This window comes from Ruegeria lacuscaerulensis, from assembly GCF_013031245.1.
Classification (GTDB): domain Bacteria; phylum Pseudomonadota; class Alphaproteobacteria; order Rhodobacterales; family Rhodobacteraceae; genus Ruegeria; species Ruegeria lacuscaerulensis_C.
Genome location: NZ_WPZL01000001.1, coordinates 50,875 through 76,371, shown reverse-complemented (window position 1 = coordinate 76,371; position 25,497 = coordinate 50,875). Strand labels below are relative to the sequence as shown.

Genomic DNA, 25,497 nt, shown 5'->3' with positions numbered 1-25,497 from the left:
TTTCCGGTTACAACCGTAATTCGGCGACAAAGTCGTAAGCGTCGCCGCGATAGAGCGAACGGGTCAGTTCCGCGACCCGTCCGTTTTTGAGGAATGAGATACGTTCGATATTCAGCCCGGCGGCGCCTTCGGGCACTTCCAGCAGCTCCGCTTCGCGCGCAGCGAGGTTGAGGGCCGAGATTTTCTGCACGGCCCGAACCGGGCGCCGCCCCATCTCGTCCAGCACCTCGTACAGCGATGTGGTCACTTCGATGGGATTGGGCAGGATATCCAGCGGCAGGGCCGCCCGCTCAAGTGCCAGCGGGCGACCATCCGCCTCGCGCAGACGGTAAATGCGCGAAATCTGTTCGCCTTCTTTCAGGCTGAGTGCTTCGACCTCCTCGGGGGTTGGCGCAAAAACGCCCCGTTCCAACCACTTGGATGTGGTCTGCATCCCGCGGCTCGACATGTCCTCCGTGAACGAGGTCAGATGTGTCAGCGACTGTTCCACCCGCGGCAAACGCTGACGAATGAAAGATCCGGATCCCTGGCGCTGTTCGATCACGCCTTCCTGAACCAACTCCTGAATCGCCTTGCGCACTGTGACCCGCGACAAATCCGTGATCTCAACCAATTCACGTTCCGATGGCAGCGAAGAGTTCGGAGCCAGCACGCCTGTGTCGATCCCTTCCTGCAACCTGCGCCGCAATTGGACGTAACGCGGGCCATTTTCGGGCGACAGCCACGAGTCAGAGCGGAGGAACTCAGTAATGCTCATGCTGGATCTCCTTCGCCAAAGACAATGCCCCGGTCAGCGGTTCGCCCAGCGGCGGGCGAATGGCGGACTGCATGTCCGCAGGCAGGTAATCCGTATATTGCGCCGCGATCCCACCGGTCAGGCAGATCACTCCGCCAGATTGCCACCCCAGTCGTGATGCGGTTTCAGAGATGTAATCCGCCCCTGCCTGCAAAACCTGTTTTGCGACAACATCACCCGCTTTGGCCGCAGAGGTCACCTCGGGCGCAAGTGCTCCGAACTGGGCGGGTGTGGCAGTTCCGGCGAAACGCACTATCCCCGCCGGCCCGTGCAGGTCAGCCAACAGCTTTTGCGTCAAGCCGGATTCAACCTGCGTGCCGTCATACGCGCAAAGTGCTTCGGACAGCGCACGGCGCCCCACCCACTGCGCCGAGGCCTCATCCCCCAGAACAGGCCCCCAGCCACCGGCATACCGCATGGCGCCATCCGCTTGCGTCGCCAGAAAAGAGCCGGTTCCGCAATGTGCGATCAGGCCATCCTGCTTACCCAGCGCTCCGCGCAGCGCGGCTGGCCGATCATCCTCGATCCGCGCATTTATCAGCCCCAGCGCATCCCGCAAACGCTCTGCAATCTGGGCGTCGGTGACACCTGCCAATCCGACAAAAGCGGGCCATCTGAGCATCTCCCGGGCCTCGACTCCAAGGTTTCGGGACATTTCCTCAAGTCCAGCTCGAATTTGATTGAACGCGCCGTCAAAATCGGTCGAGACATTGGCCGCACCCGCCTCAACCGAGTGGACGCTCCCGTCGATTTCACAGGCAACACGACATCGCGTTCCCCCACCATCCACGGCCAATATTGCGTTGTTCTGGGACTCAGTCATGACAATACCATTATAATACCTATTGGGGTTATGGAAGACATAAATGCCCAGGATATTAAAAATTTGAACCCGAAAACCCTGCTAACGAAGAGATTTCACTGATCGAAACAAAATTATGGACAGGTGGTATTAAATAGGTATTGTAAGGGGAACACATGGGGGATTCTCTTGACGCTGCCATCAACTGAACAACTGCATCAGGATGCTGCCAAGCTGAACCGAAGCGACTTGATCACTTCGGCACAGATTCTGGCAGAGGGTCAGATTGCTGCGGCAGTGACAGTGCGCAATGCCCTGGACACTATCGCCAATGGCGCCAGAACGATGGCGCATACGATTCGCTCCGATGGCGTGCTGCACTATGTGGCGGCTGGTTCGTCAGGCTTGATGGCTGCGGCCGACGCGCAGGAATTAGGCGGCACGTTTTCGATCCCGGCAGCTCAATTGCGGATTCACATGGCTGGCGGCCTGCCAACCGGGGTTACAATGCACGGCGAGGCCGAAGATGCTGCCGGCGGCCTCAGAGACGCTCTGAGTTCATTGCGTCCGCACGATACGGTCATCGCCGTGTCAGCCAGCGGATCAACGCCGTACACAGTGACCGCAATCGAAATCGCACGTGCGCACAACGCGCAAGTGATCGGAATCGCAAACAATGCAGGTAGCCCGCTTTTGCGGAATGCCGACATTCCCATTCTGCTCGCGACGCCGCCGGAGCTGGTCTCAGGCTCAACGCGAATGGGTGCGGGAACGGCGCAGAAAATCGCGCTGAACATGCTATCTTCGCTGATGGCGGTCGAGCTCGGCCATGTCCACGACGGTATGATGGTCAATCTGCGCGCCGACAATGACAAATTGCGGGCTCGGGCGGCAGGCATCATCGCACGAATAGCCGGGGTAGACGCGGATACGGCGCAGGCGGCGCTGGAAGCAGCAAATGGCGAGGTAAAACCAGCCGCTCTGATCGCAGCGCATGGTATATCCCTGCCCGAAGCGGTCAAGCGGCTGCACGCAACCGAGGGAATATTGAAAGACGCTTTGGCACAAGAAATTTAACTTCAAAAAACTGGGAGAGAACTATGAAAAATGGAAGTCTGAAGCTGGCCTTGATAGGCACGACCCTGATGGCGACCGGCGCCTATGCCGAGGACGTAACGCTGACCATCGAAAGCTGGCGCAACGATGACCTGGCGCTGTGGCAGGAACAGATCATTCCGGCCTTCGAAGCAAAACACCCCGGAATCAAGGTCAAGTTCACCCCTTCTGCGCCTGCGGAATACAACGCCGTTCTGAACTCCAAGCTCGACGCAGGCTCGGCTGGCGACCTGATCACCTGCCGACCGTTCGACGCATCACTTGCACTGTACGAGGCGGGTCACCTGACCGACCTATCCTCGGTTGAGGCAATGAGCAATTTCTCGGATGTGGCCAAATCAGCGTGGCAGACGGATGACGGGTCGGTCAGCTTCTGTGTTCCGATGGCGTCGGTAATCCACGGATTCATTTACAACAAGGACGCCTTTGCCGAGTTGGGCATCGAGGTGCCGGCCACCGAAGATGAGTTCTTTGCCGCGCTCGACAAGATCAGGGAAGACGGCACTTATGTCCCGATGGCGATGGGCACCAATGACCAATGGGAAGCCGCCACGATGGGCTACAACAACATCGGGCCAAACTACTGGAAAGGCGAAGAAGGCCGTCAGGCGTTGATCGCGGGCGAACAGAAGTTGACAGATGAAGCCTGGACCGCCCCCTATGCCACGCTAGCCCGATGGGGGGAGTACCTTGGCGACGGGTACGAGGCGCAGACCTACCCTGACAGTCAGAACATCTTTACACTGGGACGTGCTGCTATTTATCCCGCCGGGTCGTGGGAAATCTCAGGCTTCAACACACAGGCCGATTTCGAAATGGGTGCCTTTAAGCCGCCGGTTCGAAACGCGGGTGACACCTGCTACATCTCGGACCATACAGATATCGGTATCGGCATGAATGCGGCCACCGAGCACCCCGAGGCTGCCGAGACGTTCCTGGCCTGGGTCGCAAGCCCCGAGTTCGCCGAAATCTTCGGCAACGCCCTGCCCGGCTTCTTCCCACTGTCGAACACGCCGGTTGAACTGCAGGACCCGCTGGCAAAGGAAATCGTCGGTTGGCGCGACGAATGTGAATCGACGATCCGCTCGACTTATCAGATCTTGTCGCGCGGCACCCCGAACCTCGAAAATGAGACCTGGGGCGCATCCGTAGCTGCCATCAAAGGCACCAGCACCCCGGAAGAGTTGGGGACTGAGCTGCAGAAAGGCCTGTCCAGCTGGTACGCACCGCACCAGTAAACTCTGGCTCAACACATACCCGGGCGGTGGTGATCGCCCGGGTAATCCCCACACTCCTTTGAAAGCGATCCTATGAACCGCCCCCGCTTCCGCTGGCATATCGTCGTGTTTCTTGCACCGGCCGTTATCGTCTACACGGCAGTGATGATCTTTCCGCTGTTCAACACACTGCGGCTGGCGCTCTATACCGAGATTGACCAGAACCGTGTGTTCGTTGGATTGCATAATTTTCAGACCCTGTTTTTCGATCCGATCTGGTCGGAACAGTTCTGGAATGCGCTGGGGAATAACTTCTGGTTCTTCCTGATCCACATGCTGGTGCAGAATCCAATCGGGATCGCACTGGCCGCGCTGCTCAGCCACCCACGCCTACGGTTTGCGGCACTGTACCGGTCGGCGATTTTTATCCCGACAATCCTCAGCTTTGTGATCGTCGGCTTTGCCTGGAAACTGATCCTGTCACCGATCTGGGGCATCGCGCCATCTATGCTGGACGCGATTGGTCTGAAATCACTATTCGCCCCGTGGCTGGGGAAAGAGGAATACGCGCTGACCACGCTGGCTCTGATCTCGGTCTGGCAGTTCGTAGGCATCCCGATGATGCTGATCTATGCCGCCCTGCTGACCATTCCCGAAGAAATCCTTGAAGCAGGTGAGATCGACGGAATCACCGGGGCCTCGGCCTTCTGGAAGATCAAACTGCCGCTGATCCTGCCATCAATCGGCATTATCTCAATCCTGACTTTCGTGGGCAATTTCAACGCGTTCGACCTGATCTACGCGGCGCAGGGCGCGTTGGCGGGGCCGGATTTCTCAACCGACATTTTGGGTACGTTCATGTACCGGACATTCTTTGGCTTCCAGCTGCAACTGGGCGACCCGCATATGGGGTCAGCTATTGCCGGGGCGATGTTCGCCATCATTCTGGTGGGCGTCTGTATCTACCTGTTCGGCATCCAGACCCGGATGCGCCGGTACCAGCTGTGAGGGGCCAGAGATGAACAAAGCACGCCAGAACCCTCTCAATACAGCGGCAATGCATGGCGCACTGATCCTTTATACATTGATCGCCCTGTTCCCGGTTTTCGTAATCCTGATCAACAGCTTCAAAAACCGTCGCGCGATCTTTCGGGAACCACTCGCCCTTCCCAGCGCGGACAGCTTTTCCATGATCGGATACGAGACTGTGATGAAGCAGGGAGACTTCTTCCTCTACTTCCAGAACTCGATGATCGTCACAGTGGCGTCCCTGTTCTTTATCCTGCTGTTCGGAGCCATGGCGGCTTACGCGCTGTCCGAATACCAGTTCAAAGGCAATCTGCTGATGGGCTTGTATCTGGCGCTGGGGATCATGATCCCGATCCGGATCGGCACCGTGGCCATTCTGGAAATGATGGTCGCAACGGGTCTGGTGAATACGCTCTGGGCACTGATCCTGGTCTATACGGCGCAGGGCTTGCCGCTGGCGGTGTTTATCCTGTCCGAGTTCATGCGGCAGGTCAGTGATGATCTGAAGAACGCCGGTCGTATCGACGGATTGTCAGAATACACGATCTTCTTCCGGCTGGTACTGCCTCTGGTACGGCCTGCAATGGCCACCGTGGCCGTATTCAACATGATCCCGATCTGGAACGACCTGTGGTTCCCGCTGATCCTGGCACCGGCTGAGGAAACCAAGACCCTCACGCTGGGCAGTCAGGTCTTCATCGGGCAGTTCGTCACCGACTGGAATGCGGTTCTGTCGGCGCTGTCGATGGCGATCCTACCGGTGCTGATCCTCTACATCATCTTCTCGCGTCAGCTTATCCGCGGCATCACCTCAGGAGCAGTGAAATGACCCGTGTTCTGATCGCAGGCCTTGGCAATATGGGGCTGAGCCATGCGCTGGCCTATCACCATCACCCTGACGCGCAAATCGTCGGGCTGGTGAACCGATCCGGACGCGTGAACCACACTGACCTTGCTGGCTATCCGGCTTATTCGGATTTCAATACTGCTGTGAGCGAAACCAAACCGGATCTGGTTGCGATAGCCACCTATTCCGACAGCCACGCGGATTACGCCTGTGCCGCGATGGAAACAGGCGCGCATGTGTTCGTCGAAAAACCGCTGGCCACCAATGTCGCTGACGCGCGCCGGGTGGTCGAGACCGCCACCAGACTGAACCGCAAGCTGGTAGTCGGGTACATCTTGCGCCATCACCCTTCGTGGATGCGGTTGATTGCCGAGGCCCGCAATCTGGGCGGGCCTTATGTGTTTCGGCTAAATCTGAACCAGCAATCCTCGGGCGCGGAGTGGGAGACGCATAAGGCGTTGATGCAGACGACCTCGCCCATCGTCGATTGCGGCGTGCATTATGTAGACGTGATGTGCCAGATCACCGATGCGCAGCCGGTCCGGGTGCATGGCATGGGTCTTCGTCTGTCGGATGAAATTGCATCGGACATGTACAATTATGGCCAGTTTCAGGTGGTGTTCGCAGATGGCTCGGTCGGATGGTATGAGGCCGGTTGGGGACCGATGATGTCCGAAACCGCATTCTTCGTAAAAGACATCGTTTCGCCCAATGGGTCTGTTTCGATCACCGACGGCAACAAGGGCGCTTCATCCGATATCGATGGTCATACCAAAGTTGGTGGCCTTTTAGTTCACACGCCACACGGTGATCATACCATCGAAATGCCTGACGAACCTGGCCATCAGGAACTGTGTGACGCTGAGCAGGCCTATATGCTGCGCGCCATCGCCGAAGATATCGATCTGTCGCGTCACATGAACGACGCCGTCCAATCCCTCGCTATTTGCCTGGCTGCGGATCAAAGCATCCGCACCGGCCAGCCCGTTTCCCTTGAGGAGCCCACACAATGACCGCCCTGACACTGAGCAATGTGAATAAATCCTTTGGCAATGTGCATGTCCTGAAAGACATCACGCTGGAAGTGGAAGAAGGCGAATTTGTTGTTTTTGTCGGCCCTTCGGGCTGTGGCAAGTCCACCCTGCTGCGGGTGATCGCAGGGCTTGAAGATGCATCGTCCGGCGAAATCAATATCGGCGGCCAGCAAGTCAATCTGATCCCCCCTTCCAAGCGCGGGATCGCGATGGTGTTCCAGAGCTATGCGCTCTACCCCCACCTCAGCGTGCGCGGAAACATGACGCTGGCGCTGAAGCAGGAGAAACAGCCCAAATCTGTAATCGAGGAACGGGTGGCCAATGCCAGCCGGATGCTGAACCTTGAGCCTTATCTGGACCGCTATCCATCTGAGCTGTCCGGCGGCCAGCGACAGCGCGTCGCCATCGGGCGCGCCATCGTTCGTGAACCCAAACTGTTCCTGTTTGACGAACCGCTCTCCAACCTCGACGCTGCGCTTCGCATGAACACACGGATCGAGATTGCCGCCCTGCACCGGGCGCTGGATGCCTCGATGATCTACGTCACCCACGACCAGACCGAGGCGATGACGCTGGCCGACAAGATCGTCGTACTGCGCGACGGACGGGTCGAACAGATCGGCAGTCCGATGGAGTTGTACAACAATCCCGCCAACCAGTTCGTTGCCGGGTTCCTGGGATCGCCGTCCATGAACTTCCTGCCGGAAGGGTTGCTGCAGGACGGTGGCCAGGACACCATCGGCATCCGCCCCGAAGACCTGTATCTGTCCGATGACGGAGCGCTCGCCGCACGGGTCAGCCACGTGGAAAAGCTGGGCGGAGACACCAACGTCATTGCCAAAGTGCACGACCATGACGTCACCGCCCGGCTATTTGGCCAGCATTCGATCTCGGAAGGTCAGGAATTGAGGTTCGGGTATTCTGCGGACAAGGCTTACCGCTTCGACACTGCCGGTGAGCGGCTGCGCTGATCCGCCGGCGGAGGGAGAAATACAAATTGATCCCCGCCAAGAAGTAAGCAAAAAAAATCGACCCGCTCAGCATAGCTGGGTAAATCTGCATATATTGGGGCAACAGAAAAAAGCTTCCCGGTGGCATCTGGAGCTTTCTGGCGCACGTGTTAACAGCCTGTCACAAAGACAAATTAAATCTCTTTCAGCACCTTTCATTTTTTAGCCAGGAGCCATCCATGAAAGACGTTGACCCCACTACACTGTCCGCCGACGATTGGGACGAGTTGCACTTCCCTCGCCCCTTAGAAAATGACTTTGACCGCGTTGTTGAAAGTGCCATTTCACGTCGTGGCTTCCTTGGCGGAGTTCTGGCCTTTGGCTCGGGCGCAGCCGCTATGGGCGCAGGCCTGATGGGCTCGACCGCTGCGCATGCCGTAACTGCCTCGCGTTTTGCCTTTACTCCGATTGCGGCGCAGACTGATGGCACCGTGCATGTACCCGAAGGGTATGAGTGGAAGATCATGATGCGCTGGGGCGATCCATTGTTTTCGGACGCGGACGGTTATGACCTGACCGACGGCGGGCCGCTGGAAAAATCGGATCGCATTTTTGGTGAAAACACTGACGGGATGGAAACCTTCTCGTTCCAGGGTCACGAATTGATTGCGATCAATCACGAGTATCCGAACCGCAAGATCAACCTGCCTGCTTCTCAGGAAGGAAAGCCGGTCAGCGTCGACGATGTGAAAAAACTGCAGAACATTCAGGGCGTGACCGTGATGGAAATCACCGAAGGCCCCGAAGGCTGGTCGGTCGTCAAGGACAGCCCGTTTAACCGCCGCATCCACCACAACACGCCGATTAGAATTGTAGGTCCCGCGGCCGGTCACGACCTGCTGAAGACCGAGGCCGATCCGACTGGCAACACCTCGCTGGGCACCATGAACAACTGTGGCGCAGGCAAAACACCGTGGGGCACCTACCTGACCTGTGAAGAGAATTTTAACGGTTATTTCGGCTCCAGCGATGAAAACGCCAGCTACGATCAGAACGTCGCAGATGGCTTCAAGCGTTACGGCGTAAAAGCCGAAAGCTGGAACGGCTACGAGTTCTTCGACCTACGTTTCGACACATCGAAAAACCCGAACGAGCCGCACCGCGTCGGCTGGATCGTCGAAATCGACCCGACCAAGCCGGACAGCATGCCAATCAAGCACACCGGTCTGGGACGTTTCAAGCACGAGAACGCCGAAGTGACGCTGGCCAAGGACGGTCGCGTGGTTGTCTATATGGGCGACGATGAGCGTGGCGAATACCTGTACAGGTTTGTCTCGAACGGCACCTACCAACCCGGCGCAGAGACCGAGAGCCTGCTGAACGACGGCACGCTCTATGTCGCGAAGTTCAACGACGACACGACTGGTGAGTGGCTGCCCCTGACGCCGGAGACCACCGGCATGGAGACGGCCGAGATTCTGATCTTCACCCGCATGGCTGCGTCTGCCGCGGGCGGCACCACCATGGACCGCCCTGAGTGGGTGGCCTCCAGCCCGGTTGCGGTCGAGGCGTATTGCTGCCTGACAAACAACAAGAACCGTGGCGTCAAGCCGAATGCCGGTGGCGACCAGACGCCGGTCAATGGGCCGAACCCGCGCGAAGCTAACAAATACGGTCAGATCGTGCGCTGGCGTCCAGCGAATGACGATCACGCCGCCGGTTCCTTCGATTGGGATCTGTATGTCATGGCGGGCAACCCGACCGTACATTCGGACGACCGCGCCGGCTCGGCAAATGTGAACGAAGGCAATCTGTTCAACTCACCCGACGGCATGGTCATCGACTCGACCGGTCTGATCTGGATTCAAACGGATGGCGAAGACGACAACAGGAGCGACTTTGCAGGCAACGGCAACAACCAGATGCTGGTTGGCGATCCGGTGACCGGCGAGATTGCGCGCTTCATGACCGGCCCAAACGGTTGTGAGGTCACGGGTCTGACCTGGTCAAGCGACCTGCGCACCATGTTCGTTGGCATTCAGCACCCAAGCAGCAACTGGCCGGACGGGGGCACGCCGCGTTCTTCGGTGATCGCGATCAAGCGCACTGATAACGGTCTGGTCGGCTAAGCCCTTCAGAAACGAAACGCCCCCGGTCTAACGATCGGGGGCGTTTTTGTCAGATGTCTTCTCCTGGCGGTGCCAGTGGCCCTCCAGGCGCCATGAGATGGCGTTCGGACAACCAGGGATTCAGCTCCAGCGCCTGCGACAACGCCTCGCGCGCTTCGTCTATTCTCTGCAACCCCAATAGTGTCAGTGCACGGCCGCTGATCGCCGCAACGTGGTTCGGCGACAATTCGATGGCTTTATCCAGATCGGGCAGCGCGGCCTGAAAATCCTGCTGCAAGAAATACGCAAAGGCGCGCTGGTTGTACCCCTCGGCATAAGACGGACAATAAGCGATAAGTTTGTCGAAATCCTTTATCGCACCCAACAAATCCCATGCACTTCGGCGCGTCATACCCCGATCCAACACGGCTTGAGCGCTTTCGTCTGGCGCGTCGGTCCAGTACTCCCACAACTGATTGGACAGTGCACGAGCGGCCTGTTCGGTCTCTGCCGCTTGTATCTGCGCGATGACATCCGAAACACCGGTTGAATGATCCGGTGCCACCGGGCATTCGCCAGATTGGGCGCCAATCGAAGACGCAACGAGCAGAAAACAGGCGGAAGCAATTCGTTTCATGACCCAATGGTGACGCAGCCGGGCTTTTCGTCAACCCATCCCATCAATCGCTCCAGACACTCCGGTTTCCTTCACAGCCTCCATCGCCACAAATGTCGAGGTATTGGCGACATGCGGCAGGGACGAGATTTTCTCGGCCAGAACCGCGCGGTACTCCGACATCGAACCGGTGCGGATTTTCAACAGATAATCGAAATTCGACGCAATCATATGGGCTTGTTCGATTTCGGCCACCTTACGCACCGCCGCGTTGAACTCGGCCAGGGCTTTTTCGCGCGTGTCGGTCAGACGCACTTCGACAAATGCAACGTGGTCCAACCCAAGCCGAATGGGGTCCAGCAAGGCGCGATAGCCGGTGATGATCCCTTCGGCCTCAAGCCTCTTCACACGTGCTTGAGTCGGTGATTTTGACAACCCGATGCGACGCGCCAGATCAGCAACTGAGATTCGGCCGTCCTCGGCCAGAATCGCCAGTATGGATCGGTCGAAGCGATCCAATCCCGGAAAGTCCTTTTGCATCGTATTGACCCCTAAAATCAGACTATTCGCCTTTCAAACATCAAAACTAAGGCAATCGTCCCGAAAAATCGACAGTATACTCATCAAAAGCCCGGAGGATTCATGTCACACAGCCTGCGTACCCTAATTGATGGTCAAACCTATGCCGATCAGTCTGAAATCCTGGACAAGCTGGTTGCACAGGCCGACCTGAGCGATTCCGACCGCACCGCGATCTGCGCGTCGGCAGCACAGTTGGTGCGCGACATTCGATCCAGCACCTCGCCCGGTATGATGGAGGTCTTTCTCGCCGAATACGGCCTGTCCACAGATGAAGGCGTCGCGCTGATGTGTCTGGCCGAGGCATTGCTTCGCGTACCCGACGCCGACACGATCGACGCGCTGATCGAGGACAAGATCGCGCCTTCAGATTGGGGCAAACATCTGGGTCAGTCCTCGTCTTCGCTGGTCAACGCGTCCACATGGGCACTGATGCTGACCGGTAAAGTTCTGGAAGAAGGCAAAACGTCGCCTGTCAGCGCCCTGCGCGCGGCCGTCAAGCGGCTGGGCGAACCGGTTATCCGTACGGCCGTCGGCCGCGCGATGAAAGAGATGGGCCGACAGTTCGTTCTGGGCGAAACCATCCAATCCGCTATGGATCGCGCCAGCGGGATGGAGGCGAAGGGCTATACCTATTCCTACGACATGCTGGGCGAAGCGGCCCGGACCGAGGCCGACGCCGCCCGCTATCATCTGTCCTATTCCCGTGCGATTGCCTCGATTGCCGACGCCTGCACTCATGACGACATCCGAGCCAACCCGGGTATTTCGGTGAAACTGTCGGCGCTGCATCCGCGCTATGAACTGGCGCAGGAACAGCGTGTGATGGATGAGCTGGCCCCCCGCTTGCGGGCACTGTGCCTTTTGGCCAAGGCCGCCGGTATGGGCCTGAACGTCGACGCCGAGGAAGCAGACAGGCTGTCGTTGTCATTGCAGGTGATCGAGGCCGTGATGGCCGAGCCTGCCCTGGCCGGGTGGGACGGTTTCGGGATCGTGGTTCAGGCTTACGGCCCACGCGCCGGGATCGTGCTGGATACGCTCTATGACATGGCCGAACGTCATGACTGCAAGCTGATGGTCCGGCTAGTTAAAGGGGCCTATTGGGACACTGAGATCAAGCGTGCTCAGGTCGAAGGCGTCGATGGCTTCCCGGTCTTCACCAGCAAGGCGGCGACTGACATCTCGTACATCGCCAATGCGCGCAAATTGTTGGGTATGACTGACCGGATTTACCCGCAATTTGCCACACATAACGCCCACACGGTCAGCGCAATCCTGCACATGGCCGACACTCAGCCATTCGAATTCCAGCGCCTGCACGGCATGGGCGAGACCCTGCACCAACTCGTCAAGGATCAGAGCAACACGCGCTGCCGGATATACGCGCCGGTCGGGGCGCATCGTGATCTTCTGGCCTATCTTGTTCGGCGCCTGTTGGAGAACGGCGCAAACTCCTCTTTCGTAAACCAGATCGTGGATGAGAACGTTCCACCGGAAGAGGTCGCCTCTGACCCATTCAACACCATTCTGGAACCGGCGCGCCCTCTGCCAACTGGTCCCGAGCTGTTTCAGCCCGAACGGCCAAATTCAAAAGGGTTCGACCTGCACCACACGGTGACACTCGACAAGATCGACGCCGCGCGGGACGCGTTTCGGGCACATCACTGGTACGCGCAACCGCTTCTGTCCGGCGACGCGCGTCCGGAAGAAGATCAGCCAATCATTAACCCGGCGCAGCCGCAGGACAGACCCGGTGCAGTTGCCCCTGCCAGTACGCAGGACGTTGAACTTGCCCTGGCGTCTGCATGCCCATGGCAGGCATCTAAGGAAGAGCGGTCACAAATTCTAAACACCGCCGCCGATCTGTATGAGACGCATTTTGGTGAGCTCTTCGCCCTATTGTCGCGCGAGGCCGGAAAATCCCTGCCCGACGCGGTAGCCGAACTGCGCGAGGCGGTCGATTTCCTGCGCTACTACGCTGCAAATATTCCCGATGCCAAACCGGCGGGTACTTTCACCTGCATCAGCCCGTGGAACTTTCCACTGGCGATTTTCACAGGTCAAATCTCAGCAGCCCTGGCTGCAGGAAATGCCGTTCTGGCCAAGCCGGCATCGCAAACCCCTTTGATCGCGCACCGGGCGATCCAACTGCTGCTTGAGGCCGGCGTACCGCGCGACGCATTACAGCTGGTCCCTGGCGGCCCGCCCGTTGGCACTGCTCTGACCTCAGATCCGCGCGTGTCGGGCGTGGCCTTTACCGGATCAACCGCCACGGCGCTGAAAATCCGTGCGACAATAGCCGACAACCTGCGTCCGGGTACACCCCTGATCGCAGAAACAGGTGGGTTGAACGCGATGATTGTGGACAGCACTGCCCTGCCGGAACAAGCGGTGCAATCGATCATCGAAAGCGCGTTTCAATCAGCGGGGCAACGGTGCTCGGCCCTGCGCTGCCTCTATGTGCAGGAGGATATCGCAGACGATTTGCTGACCATGCTGTTGGGCGCAATGGAGGCCCTGCATGTAGGCACCCCCTGGTTAATCTCAACCGACTGCGGCCCCGTCATTGACGAAGTAGCGCGACAAGGCATTGCGGATCACGTTGCCAAAGCCCGCGCCGACGGGCGGGTTCTAAAGGAGCTTGCAACACCTCCTGAGGGCACTTTCATCGCGCCGACCTTGATCGAAATCCCCGGCATCGCAGCGCTGGAACGCGAAATATTCGGCCCGGTCCTGCATGTTGCCCGGTTTAAAGCGTCCGAGATTGATCAGGTCATCGCCGATATCAACGCAACCGGATACGGCCTGACCTTCGGGTTGCACACCCGTATCGACGATCGCGTGCAACACGTCACCGAGGCCGTTCACGCGGGCAACATTTACGTCAACCGCAACCAGATCGGCGCCATCGTCGGCTCGCAACCCTTCGGCGGAGAAGGTCTTTCAGGCACAGGCCCCAAGGCGGGCGGACCGAACTACATGGCCCGGTTCTGCGCCCCGGACCGGAAGGACAGCACCGGGCAATGGGAAAGCACCATGAGCGACCTGCCCGCAGCTGGGGGCAAACCCGCACCGGTTCACACCCAATCTCTGCCCGGCCCAACGGGTGAATCGAACCGGCTCAGTGAAATCCCGCGCGCGCCTTTGCTGTGCATGGGACCGGGGGCAGAAACTGTTCGTGCTCAGGCGGACGCAGTGAAAGCCTTAGGCGGCACCACCATTCGGGCGACGGGAGCATTGGATCTGCACAGGTTGGAAAACGTCACCGGCATTTCGGGCATTCTGTGGTGGGGCGACGAAGACACCGCGCGTGAGATCGAACAACACCTGGCCCGCCGCGATGGCCCTATCCTGCCACTGATCCCCGGACTGCCGGACAAAGCCCGGGTTCTGGGTGAGCGTCACGTTTGCGTTGATACCACAGCGGCAGGCGGCAACGCGGCATTGTTGGGAGGTGCGGCGTAAGCGTGCCTTGACGCTGGGCCGGGAAAAGCCCAGCGTCGCCCCATGTTTCCGATCCGAGACCACAACCCGTCTGGGCGCACGCCGTATGTCGTCTATCTGCTGATGGCGGCCAATATCCTGATTTTCCTCAGCTATGTAGGGGCAATGGATAACGCCCGGCTGATCAATCAGGTGTATTATGACTATGCCGTCATTCCTGCACGGATCACTGACGGGTTTGCGCTGGAAACGCTTGTGACTTCGATGTTCCTGCACGGTGGCTGGATGCATCTGGCCGGAAACATGCTGTTTCTGTGGATCTTTGGCGACAACCTCGAAGATGAAATGGGCCACCTGCCATTTCTGCTGTTCTACATGGTCGCCGGGGTCGGAGCGGGCCTGATCCATGTCCTCACCGCTCCCGGTTCTCTTGTGCCAACAATCGGCGCATCCGGAGCAATAGCCGGGGTCATGGGTGGCTATCTGCTGCTGTTTCCCAAGGCCCGCGTGGACATCCTGCTAATCCTGATAGTCTATTTCCGCGTGTTCACAATCCCAGCTTTTGTCATGCTGGGCGTCTGGCTGGGCATGCAGTTTCTGGGAAGCCTCTCAAGCAACCCGGACGAAGGCGGCGTCGCCTATTGGGCGCATACGGGCGGGTTCTTTGTTGGCCTGATCCTTTGCATTCCACTTTGGCTGAAACGCGGCGGCCCGGAGTACTGGAGCAACACGCACGGTCACCCCCCTCATCCAGAGCATAAATACAAACTCTCGAAATCCCGCATCCCGCGCGTTCCCCGAAAGTAGTTGATGTAGTTTTTAGGTTTCGCTGACGATGTGGTACATGCTGTCGCTCTCAACAAAGCCAAGCGCGACAGGCCGAAACGAAAAAGCGCGCCACAAACGGGGCGCGCTTGATTACCTGATACCCAAGGGGCTTAGCCCCGGATAACCTTGGCGAATTGGTCAAAGATCGGCTCATTCGAACAGATTACCTCACCATCATCCAGCACACTGCCTTCCGGGTTCAGAGCTTGAACGAAGCCACCTGCTTCTTTCACGATGATGATACCGGCAGCCATGTCCCATGCGTTCAGGCGGCGCTCCCAGAACCCTTCGTATCGCCCCGCAGCCACATAAGCCATGTCCAGAGCTGCCGCGCCCCAACGACGTACGCCTGCACAGACCGGCATCAGACGAGCCAGATCCTGCAGCGTGGCAGGCAGGTCCGAGCGGCCTCCAAAGGGCAGACCGGTCGAAAAGATCGACTCGATCATGCGATGACGACCTGAGACACGGATGCGGGTGTCGTTCATCCATGCGCCCTCGCCTTTTTCCGCAAAGAACATTTCGTCCTTGGCGGCGTCATAGATCACGCCGGCTACGATCTTGCCTTTATGCTCCAATGCAATCGAAACAGCCCAGTGCGGCAGGCCGTGCAGGAAGTTCGTGGTGCCGTCCAGCGGGTCTACGATCCAACGGCGGGTCGGGTCTTCTCCGTCAATTGAGCCACCTTCTTCGGCCAACCAGCCGTAAGTCGGGCGCGCACCCAGCAATTCCTCTTTCAGGATCGCCTCGGCGGCAATGTCGGCTTTGGACACAAAGTCCCCCGCACCCTTCATCGACACCTGAAGGTTCTCGACTTCACGAAAATCCTTGACCAATGAACGCCCCGCTTTGCGCGCGGCTTTGATCATGATGTTGAGGTTTGCACTGCCAACCATTGTCCAAAGGCTCCTGTCCGGTCAAACCGCGCGTATACTGGTGCAATGCGCCCTTGCCAAGAGGAATGATACGCATAGCAGACCCGCATTTTTCACCTATTGCGCCTGCAGTTTGCGCGCCTCGGTTCCAGCCAGTTCTATCAGCTCTTGCACATAGGGTTTTTCAAGGTCTTCGGTGCGCACCGCCGCGTAAAGCCTGCGGGTGATCCCGTCCTTAGTCAGAGGGCGGGTGACGTAGTCAGAGTTGTACTTCACCTCACGCACAACCCAGTCGGGCAGCACTGAAATTCCCCGGTTCGACGCCACCAGCAAAAGGATCACCGCGGTCAGTTCAACCTGCCGGATAGCGGCGGGTTCGACCCGAGCCGGGATAAGCAATTGGCTGAACACGTCCAGCCGGGTACGCTCGACGGGATAGGTGATCAGGGTCTGACCCCGGAAATCTTCGGCCTCGACGTAGTCTTTCTGGGCCAAAGGGTGTGACGACGCCGCGACGAAGACAGCGTTATAATCGAACAACTCGATGAACTCGACACCAGGCAAATCCTCGGGATCGGACGAAACGACCAGATCGACTTCTTCTTTCTGCAGGGCCGGCAGTGCGTCAAAGGCAAGACCAGGGCGAATATCGACGTCCACATCGCCCCAGGACTTCCGGAAGGATTCCAGTACCGGAAACAGCCATTCGAAACAGGCGTGGCACTCAATGGCGATGTGCATCCGTCCGGTGCGCCCGTCCCGCAGCGAAGAGAATTCCTGTTGCGTCGCTTCAACTTGGGGCAATATCTGTTCAGCCAGCCGCAACAGTCGCAGCCCGGCGGCCGACAGCTTCATCGGTTTGGACCGGCGCAGAAACAGTTCGACGCCGGCCTGATCTTCCAGCCCCTTGATCTGATGGCTCAGCGCCGATTGCGTGATGTTCAGTTGATCCGCCGCACGGGCAAGCCCACCGCATTCGTGAATAGCCTTGATTGTCCGCAGGTGCCGGAATTCGATGTGCATTGTTGTGAGACTCATGTTGTTCTTGAGTAATATGAGTTTGTCTCACAATGCACAAACTGGCACAAGGGGGGCAAGTTGGACCTGTGAGGCTGCTATGAAGAAACCAGAAATTTCGTTTGAGTTTTTCCCGCCGAAAACGCTCGAAGCCTCATTCCGCCTGTGGGATACGGTTCAGACACTGGCACCGCTTGAGCCCCGTTTTGTTTCCGTCACCTATGGCGCTGGCGGTACCACGCGCGAGCTGACACGGGATGCAGTAGCCACCTTGCACAAATCCTCGGGTTTGTCGGTTGCCGCGCATCTGACCTGCGTCGACGCCTCGCGCCAGGAGACACTTGAAATCGCCGACACCTTTGCTCGTGCTGGCGTTCAGGACATTGTCGCGCTGCGTGGCGACCCGCCAAAGGGCCAGGATCAGTTTGTTCCGCACCCCGACGGCTTCTCAAGCTCGATCGAGTTGATTGAAGCGCTGGCCGAGACAGAGATGTTCAGCATTCGCGTCGGGGCTTACCCCGACAAACACCCTGAGGCGCAAGACTTCGCCGCCGATATTGACTGGCTGAAGGCCAAGCTGGATGCCGGTGCGGACGAAGCCCTGACCCAGTTCTTTTTCGAGGCCGAGACGTTTTTCCGTTTCCGCGATGCCTGCGCCAAGGCCGGGATCGACAAGCCAATCGTCCCTGGAATCCTGCCCATTGAGAACTGGAAAGGTGCACGGAACTTTGCGCTTCGGTGCGGCACACAAATCCCCGTTTGGGTCGAACGTGCCTTCGAAAAAGCCGTTCGCGATGATCGCGAGGATCTACTGGCCACCGCGCTATGCACCGAGTTGTGTTCCGACCTGATCGATGGCGGCGTGGACAAGCTGCATTTTTACACGCTTAACCGACCAGAAATGACACGTGACGTATGTTTTGCTTTGGGCATTACACCAAAGACCGAATTGCAGAACGTCGCCTGACAAAGAGTCAATGGAATAAAAGCCCAGAGCCTCATCGGGTTCTGGGCTTTTTTGTGATTTTCAGCCTCAAATCTGCCATCAACAATCGCCAATTATCCACTCAACTGTTCGACATATTTCAATAAAATCCTCGGCCGATTTGACAAAATCGTGAGCCTATTCAAACTGAAGTTGTGTTGTTTGTTTAATGAGTAATTTGGGTATGGAGCCTGTCGAAAAAATTAAGGCACGCGTTGATGCGTTGGCAGCCCTTGGCCTGGATCAGAGCGCCGGGTCAGATGATATCAGAGACGCCTGGCGCTACGTCGCTTTTCATGCGCACCCCGATCATACAAATGGTGATTGCACAAGCTTTGCACGGGCCAAAGAAGCTTATGATTTCTTGCGTCAGGAAGGGCTAACCACCAAAGGCCAGGCTTCGGGCAAGCCCCGGCGGCCAAAGCTGCGCAAGCGTGTAATTGATTTGGAAAGCTCGGATATTGACGCTTGTCGAGTATTGTTGAATACGGCCCTGCCGCACGATCCTGAAGGCGGCAGCTCTGCCTCGGAGACTCAGTGCCTGACAGACGCGGATCACGTCCCGGATGCCGTTGGTTTTTACGGCCGCCACCTGACCTATTTTGTCTCTACTCCTGTAAGCGAGGGCTCCAATCGGGTCGCGCTTCCAACTTCATTCCTGGCTTCGGCCCGGCGACTGGAAACCGAAGTGCTGAGTTTCCAATCCAAGAACGCCGGTGCCGGTGAGGTCTTAGTCCCCGATACAATTACTGCGCGCAAATTTCCCGGTGCCAAAAGCGTCCGCATCAAATTCGACGCAGACCAACAGATGCGCGATGAGTTCTGGCTGGCGAGTTGAGCTGGTAGAATGGAAAAGCCCGGTCTGAGAGAACCGGGCTTTTGGATCTTAAGCAGCCACTTAGTTCGCGATCGGGCCTTCTGAAGTAAATTTCGGGATGACGCTGGAGGACGCACCATCGGGCTCGATCCCCGGCCAGTTGCCTTCGGCCAGATCGATGTTGCCCGGAACGTCTTCTTCCCAGAACCCAACCACTACGTCGGTGATGTTCAGGTATAGTTTGTCATCGACGATCCGCCAGAGGTTCGGGTTGGCCGGAACTTTGCCCCCGCGCGACACACCATAAGCGCAGTGTCCATCATATTGCGGTGCATAAAAGGCAGGGTTTTCAAGAAACTTGTCGCGGTTCTCTTCGGTTGAAAAGGCCCAGGTCGCGCCGTTGTATTCAGCAGTGATGTCCGAACGTCCGCGCACACCCTCGGGCTGTGTCGTACCAACCGGAACCTGATCCAGGCCGCGATAGGCAACAACGTCATAGCCCGAGACGGCATAACCGGTGCCGTCCACGTACTGATCGCCGGCAACCGCCGGAACGGCAAGGGTCAGGGCTGCAGCGAAGGTCAAGGCAAAGCGTTTCATGTAGTCAATCCTCGTATGCTCAGGGTTGTTGGACTGCCCGATTTGTGGGTCTGAGCAGACAATAAGTATTTTCGGTTGTTTGGGCAGTCCCCCTCGCGCCGCTGTGACGTCGAATGAAGAAACGTGAGATGTTCGACCCTGATTGTTACAAAACCGCATTCACATCCGGGGTTGGACTCTGCCAACTGCAACATTAGCTGTTGAGGCGAACGGACAATTCACACGAACTTTGCTGAGGAAGGCAAGAGATGACCGAGCAATCCCCATACACGCCCCCCAAAGTCTGGACATGGGACAGCGAAAGCGGCGGGCAGTTCGCCAATATCAACCGGCCGATTGCCGGTGCCACCCATGATAAGGACCTGCCGGTCGGGCGCCACCCCCTGCAACTTTACTCATTGGCAACTCCCAACGGCGTCAAAGTAACCGTGATGCTCGAAGAGCTTCTGGCACTGGGTCATGAAGGCGCTGAATACAACGCGTGGCTGATCAATATCGGCGAGGGTGATCAGTTCAGCTCGGGTTTTGTCGGAGCCAATCCGAATTCGAAAATCCCCGCGCTGTGGGACCGGTCAGGTGAAGAGCCGACCCGCGTGTTCGAAAGCGCCTCTATCCTGTTCCATCTGGCCGAGAAGTTCGACGCTTTTCTGCCCAAGTCCGGTCCCGAACGCACCGAGGTCATGAACTGGGTGTTCTGGCAGATGGGCAGCGCGCCCTATCTGGGCGGCGGATTCGGCCATTTCTTCGCCTATGCACCTGAAAAGTGGGAATACCCGATCAACCGCTTCGCAATGGAGGCCAAGCGTCAGTTGGACGTTCTGGATCGCGAACTGGCCAACAAGACCTATATAGCAGGTGAAGAGTACACCATTGCAGACATGGCGATCTGGCCCTGGTACGGCCAGCTGGCTCTGGGCCGCCTGTATAGCGCGGCCGAGTTCCTGGACGTCGAAACTTATAAAAACGTTGTGCGTTGGGCCAAGGCAATCGACGCTCGTCCGGCGGTGCAGCGCGGCCGGATGGTCAACCGTTCATTCGGAGAGCCCCATACCCAGCTTCACGAACGCCACGAAGCGAGCGACTTTGAAACCCGGACGCAGGATAAGCTGGAAGCTGCAGCAGAATAAGCACACGAAGCCTTGCAGGTCTTTCACCTGCGGGGCTCACTCTCAGCGTGGTTACTTCAGTATTGGCGGTTTTTCCGGATCACTGCCGGGAACAATTTGCGTAACGACCCGTTTTTCTGGTTGTGGCAGATCGAACCGAAGCCCGACCCGTGCAAGAGATTCAGCAGCCGGCTCGTTTGGACCAAAGAAGCCGACGTCCATCGCGCCCGCTTCGACCCCAGAAAACGTCAGCGCCTCGGACGCAGCTTTGGCGAGCGCAGGTTCGGCCCCCGCAACCGCCCCCACAATTCCCAGAAGGTGGCCTGAACCGCCTTCATCTGATTTTGTGCCCACAAGATACGCCGCCTCTGCCAACCCAATGGCGGTGGCGAGTTTCGCGTCCAGCGCCGTCAGCAAACTGTCCGGCAAACCAGCGGGGGGAAGGAACTCTGCGAGGCGTTGCTGCACCTCTTCAGGCCGATGCTGCAATGTGGTGGCCAACCACCCCAGCGCCTCGGCCGGGATTAGCATGGACGAAGGCGCAACCTCCAGATTCAGGCCCAGACCGATCCCTTGTCCTGACAACATGGACGACAGAACCCGACCAGACAGAGCCACGTAAGGAACGGGCCGGTCCGCAAAACGGGCCAGTCGATCCTCACGGTCAAAGGCAAGTACGAACTGGCCGTCCGCCACGTCGAACAGCTCGGGCGAAATGTTTTCGCCATTCGCCTCTTCGGTCAGCATCAGGAACAATTCACTGTCCGCGAGCCGTTCAAAGAACCGTAGCCGAGCCGCGTCATCCTGCGGGTCGGCATCCATTGCGGCATGAGCGGCGTCCAGGGCGGTGGTCTCAGTCATTCAGAACCTCTTGCACCCGCGCACGCAGAACCGGCAGCAGCTCGGCCTCGAACCACGGGTTTTTCTTCAACCATGCCGTATTCCGCCAGGACGGATGGGGCAAGGCAAAGACCCGCGGCGCATGGTCTCGCCAGTTGCGCACAGTTTCAGTCACGGGCGTGCGGACATGAAGGTGGTATTTGTGCGCATGGCCGCCTACCAGAACGGTAAGAGGCACCTCTCCTAAAACCTGCATGACCTTGTCATGCCAGGTCTTCCCGCAGATTGCCGGAGGCGGTAAATCGGCCTTCCGCTCATTGTATCCGGGAAAGCAAAATGCCATCGGCACGATTGATACACGCGCACGGTCGTAAAACTGCTCCTCGTCAATTCCCAGCCAATCACGCAACCGGTCGCCAGACGGATCGGTAAACGGGCGGCCAGAGGCATGCACACGCGCGCCCGGTGCCTGACCGGCAATCAGAATAGGAGTTCCTTTTTGAAACCAGACCACCGGCCGCGGTTCATGCGCCGTCACGGTGGCCAGAAACTTGTCTGCGCAAATGCGGCAGGATTCAATTTCTTTCTGCAGCGAATTCATCAGATCGCAAGGTTTCCTGCATCAAACTGGTTGACGGTAGAACTGAAAGATAGTCGACGCGCAGCCATCGTCCAACCGGTGCAAAAGTCACAATGCCAAAAGGGTGCGTCGCTACGCATTGATCATTTGTTTCACAATTCGACATAATGTAGTCAACATGGCCCCTAAAATATAACGTTCTTTCATCGACCAAATCGGTGCACAAAAAACCAAGAGCAGACCCTGAATGCTTGAGTTTGAAAATGTCAGTAAATCCTTCTGGACCGGGACGCGCCGTAAAGTGATTCTGGATCAGGTCTCGTTCCGGATCGAATTGGGCAGATCCATTGGCATTCTGGCCCCGAACGGTACAGGTAAAACCACGCTGATCAACATGATGGCCGGTCTGGAAAAGCCCGATGAGGGTGTGATCCGCAAAACCTGTCGAATTTCGTTTCCGATGGGATTTACGGGGGGCGTGGCAAGTAAACTGTCTGCTCTGGAAAATGCGAGGTATATCGCCAAAATCTACGGTATGGATCCCGATTACGTGGAAGCATACTGCAGCTGGTTATGCGGTTTGGGCGAGTATTTCGATCAGCCGCTCGCTACCTATTCATCGGGGATGAAGGCGCGATTCACATTTGCCCTGATGTTGGCACTGGATTTTGACATGTACCTGATCGATGAAGGCATGCCTGCTTCGACAGATGTTGAATTCAACAGAAAAGCGGGCGACATCCTGAAGGAACGACTTCGCACGACGACTTTGGTGATCGTTTCGCATAGTCCCGCCACGCTTGAAAAATTTGCACAACAGGCTGCTGTTCTTCTGGACGGTCAGCTTTACATGTTCGAAACCTTGGAAGAGGCAAAACAGTTATATGACTACCAAACCCAAGGCTAGAAAATACAACTGGCGCCGCAAGCGCCAGAATGCGGGCACACCGGATGCGCGCGCGGATGCGATTTCACGTATCAGAAAGGCAACGCAAACCGCAAACTCTGCGACGGACGCGCAGCCCGCAACAGATCTTGATGCAGTCAAGCGCGAAGGCCTGACCGGCCGGCAGCTTCGCGTGGCGCGACGTCTGGCACAGAAAAACGGCCTGGCGGCAACATCGGATTACGACGCAGTGCGATTGCTGCGTGAAAAAGGGATCGACCCTTTCGAACGCGCCAATTTGCTGGATCTGGCCGCCGACAATAAAGGTTCCGGAAGACAGACCAAAGACAAAATTACGATCCAGCTGCCCCAGACGATCAAAGAGGTCCCGCAGACCCTGCCGGGTCCTGAACTGAGTCCGGCGCAACGCCGGGAATTTGAAATTAGCGAGATTCAAAAAGACATTGCGCGCCGCCGCAAACGCAAACTCTTGGCATTGTTTGCGCGGTTGGCGGTTTTTGTCTTTCTTCCGACCTTCATAGTTGGTCTGTATTTCTATCGGTACGCGACGCCTATGTACGCAAGCGACTCGGCTTTTTCGATCCTGCAGGCTGACGGTGCCGGTGCTTCATTTGGCGGCTTCCTGGCGGGTACACAATATGCGACCGCACAGGATTCCGTCGCCACTCAGGAGTTTCTGGAATCCAAAGATGCGCTGATCAGGCTTGAGCGGGATATCGGTTTTGCTGAGATTTTCAAACAGGAATGGATCGACCCGATCCAACGTCTGTCACCGGACGCCACCCTTGAAGAGACATACAAGCTTTTCACAAGGATGATTACAATCGGGTATGACCCAAGCGACGGCATTATCCGTATGGAGGTCGCTGCTCCGAATCCGGACATCGCGGTAGAAATATCAGATCGCCTGCTGTCCTACGCAGAAGACACGATTAACGGTCTGACGGAACTGAAACGCGAGGACCAGATGCGTGAGGCTCTGACAAGTTTCGAACTGGCGCAGGAAGAGAGGAGAGAAGCGCAGGAGGCCCTGATCGAACTGCAATTGCAGGGCGCTCTTCTGGACCCTGAAAACGTCATTGCCGGGTTGCGCGGCCGCATCAATTTGCTTGAAACGGAGATTCAGGAGAAAGAGCTTCAACTGGCCGCACTTCTGGACAATCTCCGCCCGAACAAAGCCAAAGTTGACGGAGTTCGTGCAGATATCGCGCGGCTGAATTCCGTGCTGGCCGAACTGAATGCGGAAATGCTGGATGTCTCCGAAGGCGAAAACTCGCTGGCACGGCTAAGTGTGCGGATTCAGATGGCGCAGGCTGACTTGGTAGCCCGAGACATGATGTTGCAAACGGCCATGCAGCAAATGGAAACCACGCGGTCGGAGGCGAACCGTAAAGTCCGTTACCTGACGGTTTCCGTAAACCCGGTTCCCAGTCAGGAGCCCAGCTATCCGCGCAAGTTCGAAAATACGATTTTGGCTTTCCTGTTGTTTGCTGGTATCTACCTGATGATCTCGCTTACCGCGTCGGTCCTTCGTGAACAGGTATCCTCGTAAGACACATGAAACATGTAAAAATCTCCGATCTCACGGTCGGTAATGATCTGCCTCTGACGATCATTGCCGGCCCCTGCCAGCTTGAAACCGCCGACCATGCCCAGATGATTGCCGGTAAAATGAAAGAGGCCTGCGATGCCGCCGGCGCGCAGTATGTTTTCAAAGCATCGTACGACAAGGCAAACCGCACTTCACTGTCAGGCAAACGCGGCATGGGGATTGATGCCGGTCTGAAGGTGCTGGATGACATCCGCAAGACGATGGGTATTCCCGTGCTGACCGACGTCCATACCGAAGCGCAGTGTTCCACCGCTGCCGAAGCCGTCGACGTGCTGCAAATCCCAGCCTTCCTGTGTCGGCAGACAGATATGCTGTTGGCCGCTGGCAACACGGGCAAAGCGGTCAATGTCAAAAAAGGCCAGTTTCTGGCCCCGTGGGAGATGACCAACATTGTCGACAAGGTGGAAAGCACCGGCAATCAGAACATCCTGTTGACCGAGCGCGGCACTTCATTTGGGTACAACACTCTTGTTGCTGACATGCGGGCCCTGCCTCAAATGGCCCAGACCGGATATCCCGTTGTCATGGACGCCACCCACTCGGTCCAGCAACCCGGGGGCAAAGGTGGCTCATCCGGCGGGCAGAGAGAGTTTGCACCCGTCATGGCGCGCGCGGCAGTTTCGCTGGGCGTTGGCGCTGTCTTTATCGAGACACATCAGGACCCCGACACCGCTCCATCTGACGGGCCGAACATGATCCCACTCGACCAGATGCCTGACCTTGTTGACACATTGATGCGCTTTGATGCATTGGCCAAAGCCAACCCAATTCAGATTTAACCATGAGTTATAA

General features: G+C 57.5%; 24 protein-coding genes. 15 read left to right on the top strand and 9 right to left on the bottom strand.

Annotated features, from left to right (window positions below):
* Positions 1-7: 7 nt before the first annotated feature.
* The gene (locus tag GOX66_RS00405) at positions 8-757 is read right to left on the bottom strand and encodes a GntR family transcriptional regulator (RefSeq protein ID WP_170758520.1); all 750 of its coding nucleotides are present in this window, start codon (positions 755-757) and stop codon (positions 8-10) included.
* Positions 744-1,619 carry a glucosamine kinase nucleotide-binding domain-containing protein gene (locus GOX66_RS00400; RefSeq protein WP_170758518.1) on the bottom strand — a complete coding sequence of 292 codons (876 nt, stop codon included), beginning with the start codon at positions 1,617-1,619 and terminating at the stop codon, positions 744-746. The genes GOX66_RS00405 and GOX66_RS00400 overlap by 14 nt, the downstream gene beginning before the upstream one ends.
* Positions 1,620-1,787: 168 nt before the next feature.
* Here GOX66_RS00400 and GOX66_RS00395 point away from each other — a divergent pair, with 168 nt between their 5' ends.
* The 7 genes from GOX66_RS00395 (at position 1,788) to GOX66_RS00365 (ending at position 9,920) form a co-directional block, all read left to right on the top strand.
* Complete coding sequence (locus GOX66_RS00395) at positions 1,788-2,675, top strand: N-acetylmuramic acid 6-phosphate etherase (protein WP_170758516.1); 888 nt, start codon at positions 1,788-1,790, stop codon at positions 2,673-2,675.
* 23 nt (positions 2,676-2,698) lie between these two features.
* A complete protein-coding gene (locus tag GOX66_RS00390) occupies positions 2,699-3,952 on the top strand; it encodes an ABC transporter substrate-binding protein (RefSeq protein ID WP_170758514.1) in 1,254 nt (417 codons plus the stop codon).
* A gap of 72 nt (positions 3,953-4,024) precedes the next feature.
* The gene (locus GOX66_RS00385; protein WP_170758513.1) at positions 4,025-4,939 is read left to right on the top strand and encodes a carbohydrate ABC transporter permease; all 915 of its coding nucleotides are present in this window, start codon (positions 4,025-4,027) and stop codon (positions 4,937-4,939) included.
* Between the two features lie 10 nt (positions 4,940-4,949).
* Complete coding sequence (locus GOX66_RS00380) at positions 4,950-5,789, top strand: carbohydrate ABC transporter permease (protein ID WP_170758511.1); 840 nt, start codon at positions 4,950-4,952, stop codon at positions 5,787-5,789.
* A complete protein-coding gene (locus GOX66_RS00375; protein ID WP_170758509.1) occupies positions 5,786-6,820 on the top strand; it encodes a Gfo/Idh/MocA family protein in 1,035 nt (344 codons plus the stop codon). The genes GOX66_RS00380 and GOX66_RS00375 overlap by 4 nt, the downstream gene beginning before the upstream one ends.
* Positions 6,817-7,812, top strand: coding sequence for an ABC transporter ATP-binding protein (locus GOX66_RS00370; RefSeq protein WP_170758507.1), 996 nt, complete (start codon positions 6,817-6,819; stop codon positions 7,810-7,812). The genes GOX66_RS00375 and GOX66_RS00370 overlap by 4 nt, the downstream gene beginning before the upstream one ends.
* Positions 7,813-8,030: 218 nt before the next feature.
* Entirely contained in the window at positions 8,031-9,920 is a 1,890-nt protein-coding gene (locus GOX66_RS00365) for a PhoX family protein (RefSeq protein WP_170758505.1), read from the top strand.
* A 49-nt stretch (positions 9,921-9,969) separates the two neighbouring features.
* Here GOX66_RS00365 and GOX66_RS00360 read toward each other — a convergent pair whose 3' ends face one another.
* Positions 9,970-10,536, bottom strand: coding sequence for a tetratricopeptide repeat protein (locus GOX66_RS00360; protein ID WP_170758503.1), 567 nt, complete (start codon positions 10,534-10,536; stop codon positions 9,970-9,972).
* Positions 10,537-10,566: 30 nt separating this feature from the next.
* Positions 10,567-11,055 carry an Lrp/AsnC family transcriptional regulator gene (locus GOX66_RS00355; RefSeq protein ID WP_170758501.1) on the bottom strand — a complete coding sequence of 163 codons (489 nt, stop codon included), beginning with the start codon at positions 11,053-11,055 and terminating at the stop codon, positions 10,567-10,569.
* Between the two features lie 102 nt (positions 11,056-11,157).
* On the opposite strand from GOX66_RS00355, the gene putA reads away from it, so the two are divergent.
* Positions 11,158-14,559 (top strand): bifunctional proline dehydrogenase/L-glutamate gamma-semialdehyde dehydrogenase PutA, encoded by a 3,402-nt coding sequence (gene putA, locus GOX66_RS00350; RefSeq protein ID WP_170758499.1) that lies wholly within the window; start codon positions 11,158-11,160, stop codon positions 14,557-14,559.
* A 42-nt stretch (positions 14,560-14,601) separates the two neighbouring features.
* Positions 14,602-15,345, top strand: a complete 744-nt coding sequence (locus GOX66_RS00345; RefSeq protein ID WP_170758497.1) for a rhomboid family intramembrane serine protease — start codon at positions 14,602-14,604, stop codon at positions 15,343-15,345.
* Between the two features lie 131 nt (positions 15,346-15,476).
* Here GOX66_RS00345 and GOX66_RS00340 read toward each other — a convergent pair whose 3' ends face one another.
* Together GOX66_RS00340 and GOX66_RS00335 are read right to left on the bottom strand one after the other, a co-directional pair.
* Positions 15,477-16,262, bottom strand: a complete 786-nt coding sequence (locus tag GOX66_RS00340; RefSeq protein ID WP_170758495.1) for an inositol monophosphatase family protein — start codon at positions 16,260-16,262, stop codon at positions 15,477-15,479.
* A 96-nt stretch (positions 16,263-16,358) separates the two neighbouring features.
* On the bottom strand, positions 16,359-17,264 hold the full coding sequence (locus tag GOX66_RS00335) for a LysR family transcriptional regulator (protein ID WP_170759269.1): 906 nt from the start codon (positions 17,262-17,264) through the stop codon (positions 16,359-16,361).
* A 94-nt stretch (positions 17,265-17,358) separates the two neighbouring features.
* Between GOX66_RS00335 and metF the strand changes: the two genes are divergently transcribed.
* Together metF and GOX66_RS00325 are read left to right on the top strand one after the other, a co-directional pair.
* On the top strand, positions 17,359-18,225 hold the full coding sequence (metF, locus tag GOX66_RS00330) for a methylenetetrahydrofolate reductase [NAD(P)H] (protein WP_170758493.1): 867 nt from the start codon (positions 17,359-17,361) through the stop codon (positions 18,223-18,225).
* 202 nt (positions 18,226-18,427) lie between these two features.
* Positions 18,428-19,081, top strand: coding sequence for a J domain-containing protein (locus tag GOX66_RS00325; RefSeq protein WP_170758491.1), 654 nt, complete (start codon positions 18,428-18,430; stop codon positions 19,079-19,081).
* Between the two features lie 60 nt (positions 19,082-19,141).
* Here the strand turns inward: GOX66_RS00325 and GOX66_RS00320 are convergent, their stop codons facing one another.
* Positions 19,142-19,660: a YHS domain-containing (seleno)protein gene (locus GOX66_RS00320; protein ID WP_170758489.1), complete on the bottom strand. Its 519-nt coding sequence runs from the start codon at positions 19,658-19,660 to the stop codon at positions 19,142-19,144.
* Between the two features lie 248 nt (positions 19,661-19,908).
* Between GOX66_RS00320 and yghU the strand changes: the two genes are divergently transcribed.
* Positions 19,909-20,787 (top strand): glutathione-dependent disulfide-bond oxidoreductase, encoded by an 879-nt coding sequence (yghU, locus tag GOX66_RS00315; RefSeq protein WP_170758487.1) that lies wholly within the window; start codon positions 19,909-19,911, stop codon positions 20,785-20,787.
* A 51-nt stretch (positions 20,788-20,838) separates the two neighbouring features.
* Here yghU and GOX66_RS00310 read toward each other — a convergent pair whose 3' ends face one another.
* Together GOX66_RS00310 and GOX66_RS00305 are read right to left on the bottom strand one after the other, a co-directional pair.
* On the bottom strand, positions 20,839-21,627 hold the full coding sequence (locus GOX66_RS00310; RefSeq protein ID WP_170758485.1) for an SseB family protein: 789 nt from the start codon (positions 21,625-21,627) through the stop codon (positions 20,839-20,841).
* A complete protein-coding gene (locus GOX66_RS00305; RefSeq protein ID WP_170758483.1) occupies positions 21,620-22,207 on the bottom strand; it encodes a uracil-DNA glycosylase family protein in 588 nt (195 codons plus the stop codon). The genes GOX66_RS00310 and GOX66_RS00305 overlap by 8 nt, the downstream gene beginning before the upstream one ends.
* Before the next feature lie 226 nt (positions 22,208-22,433).
* On the opposite strand from GOX66_RS00305, the gene GOX66_RS00300 reads away from it, so the two are divergent.
* From GOX66_RS00300 to kdsA, 3 genes are read left to right on the top strand one after another with little or no spacing between them, the layout of a single operon-like run.
* Positions 22,434-23,093: an ABC transporter ATP-binding protein gene (locus GOX66_RS00300; RefSeq protein WP_170758481.1), complete on the top strand. Its 660-nt coding sequence runs from the start codon at positions 22,434-22,436 to the stop codon at positions 23,091-23,093.
* Complete coding sequence (locus GOX66_RS00295) at positions 23,071-24,645, top strand: KpsE/RkpR family capsule polysaccharide export protein (protein ID WP_170758478.1); 1,575 nt, start codon at positions 23,071-23,073, stop codon at positions 24,643-24,645. Before GOX66_RS00300 ends, GOX66_RS00295 begins: the two co-directional genes overlap by 23 nt.
* Positions 24,646-24,650: 5 nt before the next feature.
* Positions 24,651-25,484: a 3-deoxy-8-phosphooctulonate synthase gene (gene kdsA, locus GOX66_RS00290; RefSeq protein ID WP_170758476.1), complete on the top strand. Its 834-nt coding sequence runs from the start codon at positions 24,651-24,653 to the stop codon at positions 25,482-25,484.
* Positions 25,485-25,497 lie beyond the last annotated feature (13 nt).

What these genes read in the sequence shown, in the direction of transcription:
- GOX66_RS00345 (WP_170758497.1), top strand. Translation starts at nt 14,602, where the DNA reads ATGTTTCCGATCCGAGACCACAACCCGTCTGGGCGCACGCCGTATGTC.
- GOX66_RS00400 (WP_170758518.1), bottom strand. Translation starts at nt 1,619, where the DNA reads ATGACTGAGTCCCAGAACAACGCAATATTGGCCGTGGATGGTGGGGGA.
- GOX66_RS00310 (WP_170758485.1), bottom strand. Translation starts at nt 21,627, where the DNA reads ATGACTGAGACCACCGCCCTGGACGCCGCTCATGCCGCAATGGATGCC.
- GOX66_RS00335 (WP_170759269.1), bottom strand. Translation starts at nt 17,264, where the DNA reads ATGCACATCGAATTCCGGCACCTGCGGACAATCAAGGCTATTCACGAA.
- GOX66_RS00300 (WP_170758481.1), top strand. Translation starts at nt 22,434, where the DNA reads ATGCTTGAGTTTGAAAATGTCAGTAAATCCTTCTGGACCGGGACGCGC.
- GOX66_RS00380 (WP_170758511.1), top strand. Translation starts at nt 4,950, where the DNA reads ATGAACAAAGCACGCCAGAACCCTCTCAATACAGCGGCAATGCATGGC.
- GOX66_RS00375 (WP_170758509.1), top strand. Translation starts at nt 5,786, where the DNA reads ATGACCCGTGTTCTGATCGCAGGCCTTGGCAATATGGGGCTGAGCCAT.
- GOX66_RS00320 (WP_170758489.1), bottom strand. Translation starts at nt 19,660, where the DNA reads ATGAAACGCTTTGCCTTGACCTTCGCTGCAGCCCTGACCCTTGCCGTT.
- GOX66_RS00390 (WP_170758514.1), top strand. Translation starts at nt 2,699, where the DNA reads ATGAAAAATGGAAGTCTGAAGCTGGCCTTGATAGGCACGACCCTGATG.
- GOX66_RS00295 (WP_170758478.1), top strand. Translation starts at nt 23,071, where the DNA reads ATGACTACCAAACCCAAGGCTAGAAAATACAACTGGCGCCGCAAGCGC.
- metF (WP_170758493.1), top strand. Translation starts at nt 17,359, where the DNA reads ATGAAGAAACCAGAAATTTCGTTTGAGTTTTTCCCGCCGAAAACGCTC.
- yghU (WP_170758487.1), top strand. Translation starts at nt 19,909, where the DNA reads ATGACCGAGCAATCCCCATACACGCCCCCCAAAGTCTGGACATGGGAC.
- GOX66_RS00370 (WP_170758507.1), top strand. Translation starts at nt 6,817, where the DNA reads ATGACCGCCCTGACACTGAGCAATGTGAATAAATCCTTTGGCAATGTG.
- kdsA (WP_170758476.1), top strand. Translation starts at nt 24,651, where the DNA reads ATGAAACATGTAAAAATCTCCGATCTCACGGTCGGTAATGATCTGCCT.
- GOX66_RS00340 (WP_170758495.1), bottom strand. Translation starts at nt 16,262, where the DNA reads ATGGTTGGCAGTGCAAACCTCAACATCATGATCAAAGCCGCGCGCAAA.
- putA (WP_170758499.1), top strand. Translation starts at nt 11,158, where the DNA reads ATGTCACACAGCCTGCGTACCCTAATTGATGGTCAAACCTATGCCGAT.
- GOX66_RS00405 (WP_170758520.1), bottom strand. Translation starts at nt 757, where the DNA reads ATGAGCATTACTGAGTTCCTCCGCTCTGACTCGTGGCTGTCGCCCGAA.
- GOX66_RS00360 (WP_170758503.1), bottom strand. Translation starts at nt 10,536, where the DNA reads ATGAAACGAATTGCTTCCGCCTGTTTTCTGCTCGTTGCGTCTTCGATT.
- GOX66_RS00365 (WP_170758505.1), top strand. Translation starts at nt 8,031, where the DNA reads ATGAAAGACGTTGACCCCACTACACTGTCCGCCGACGATTGGGACGAG.
- GOX66_RS00325 (WP_170758491.1), top strand. Translation starts at nt 18,428, where the DNA reads ATGGAGCCTGTCGAAAAAATTAAGGCACGCGTTGATGCGTTGGCAGCC.
- GOX66_RS00385 (WP_170758513.1), top strand. Translation starts at nt 4,025, where the DNA reads ATGAACCGCCCCCGCTTCCGCTGGCATATCGTCGTGTTTCTTGCACCG.
- GOX66_RS00305 (WP_170758483.1), bottom strand. Translation starts at nt 22,207, where the DNA reads ATGAATTCGCTGCAGAAAGAAATTGAATCCTGCCGCATTTGCGCAGAC.
- GOX66_RS00355 (WP_170758501.1), bottom strand. Translation starts at nt 11,055, where the DNA reads ATGCAAAAGGACTTTCCGGGATTGGATCGCTTCGACCGATCCATACTG.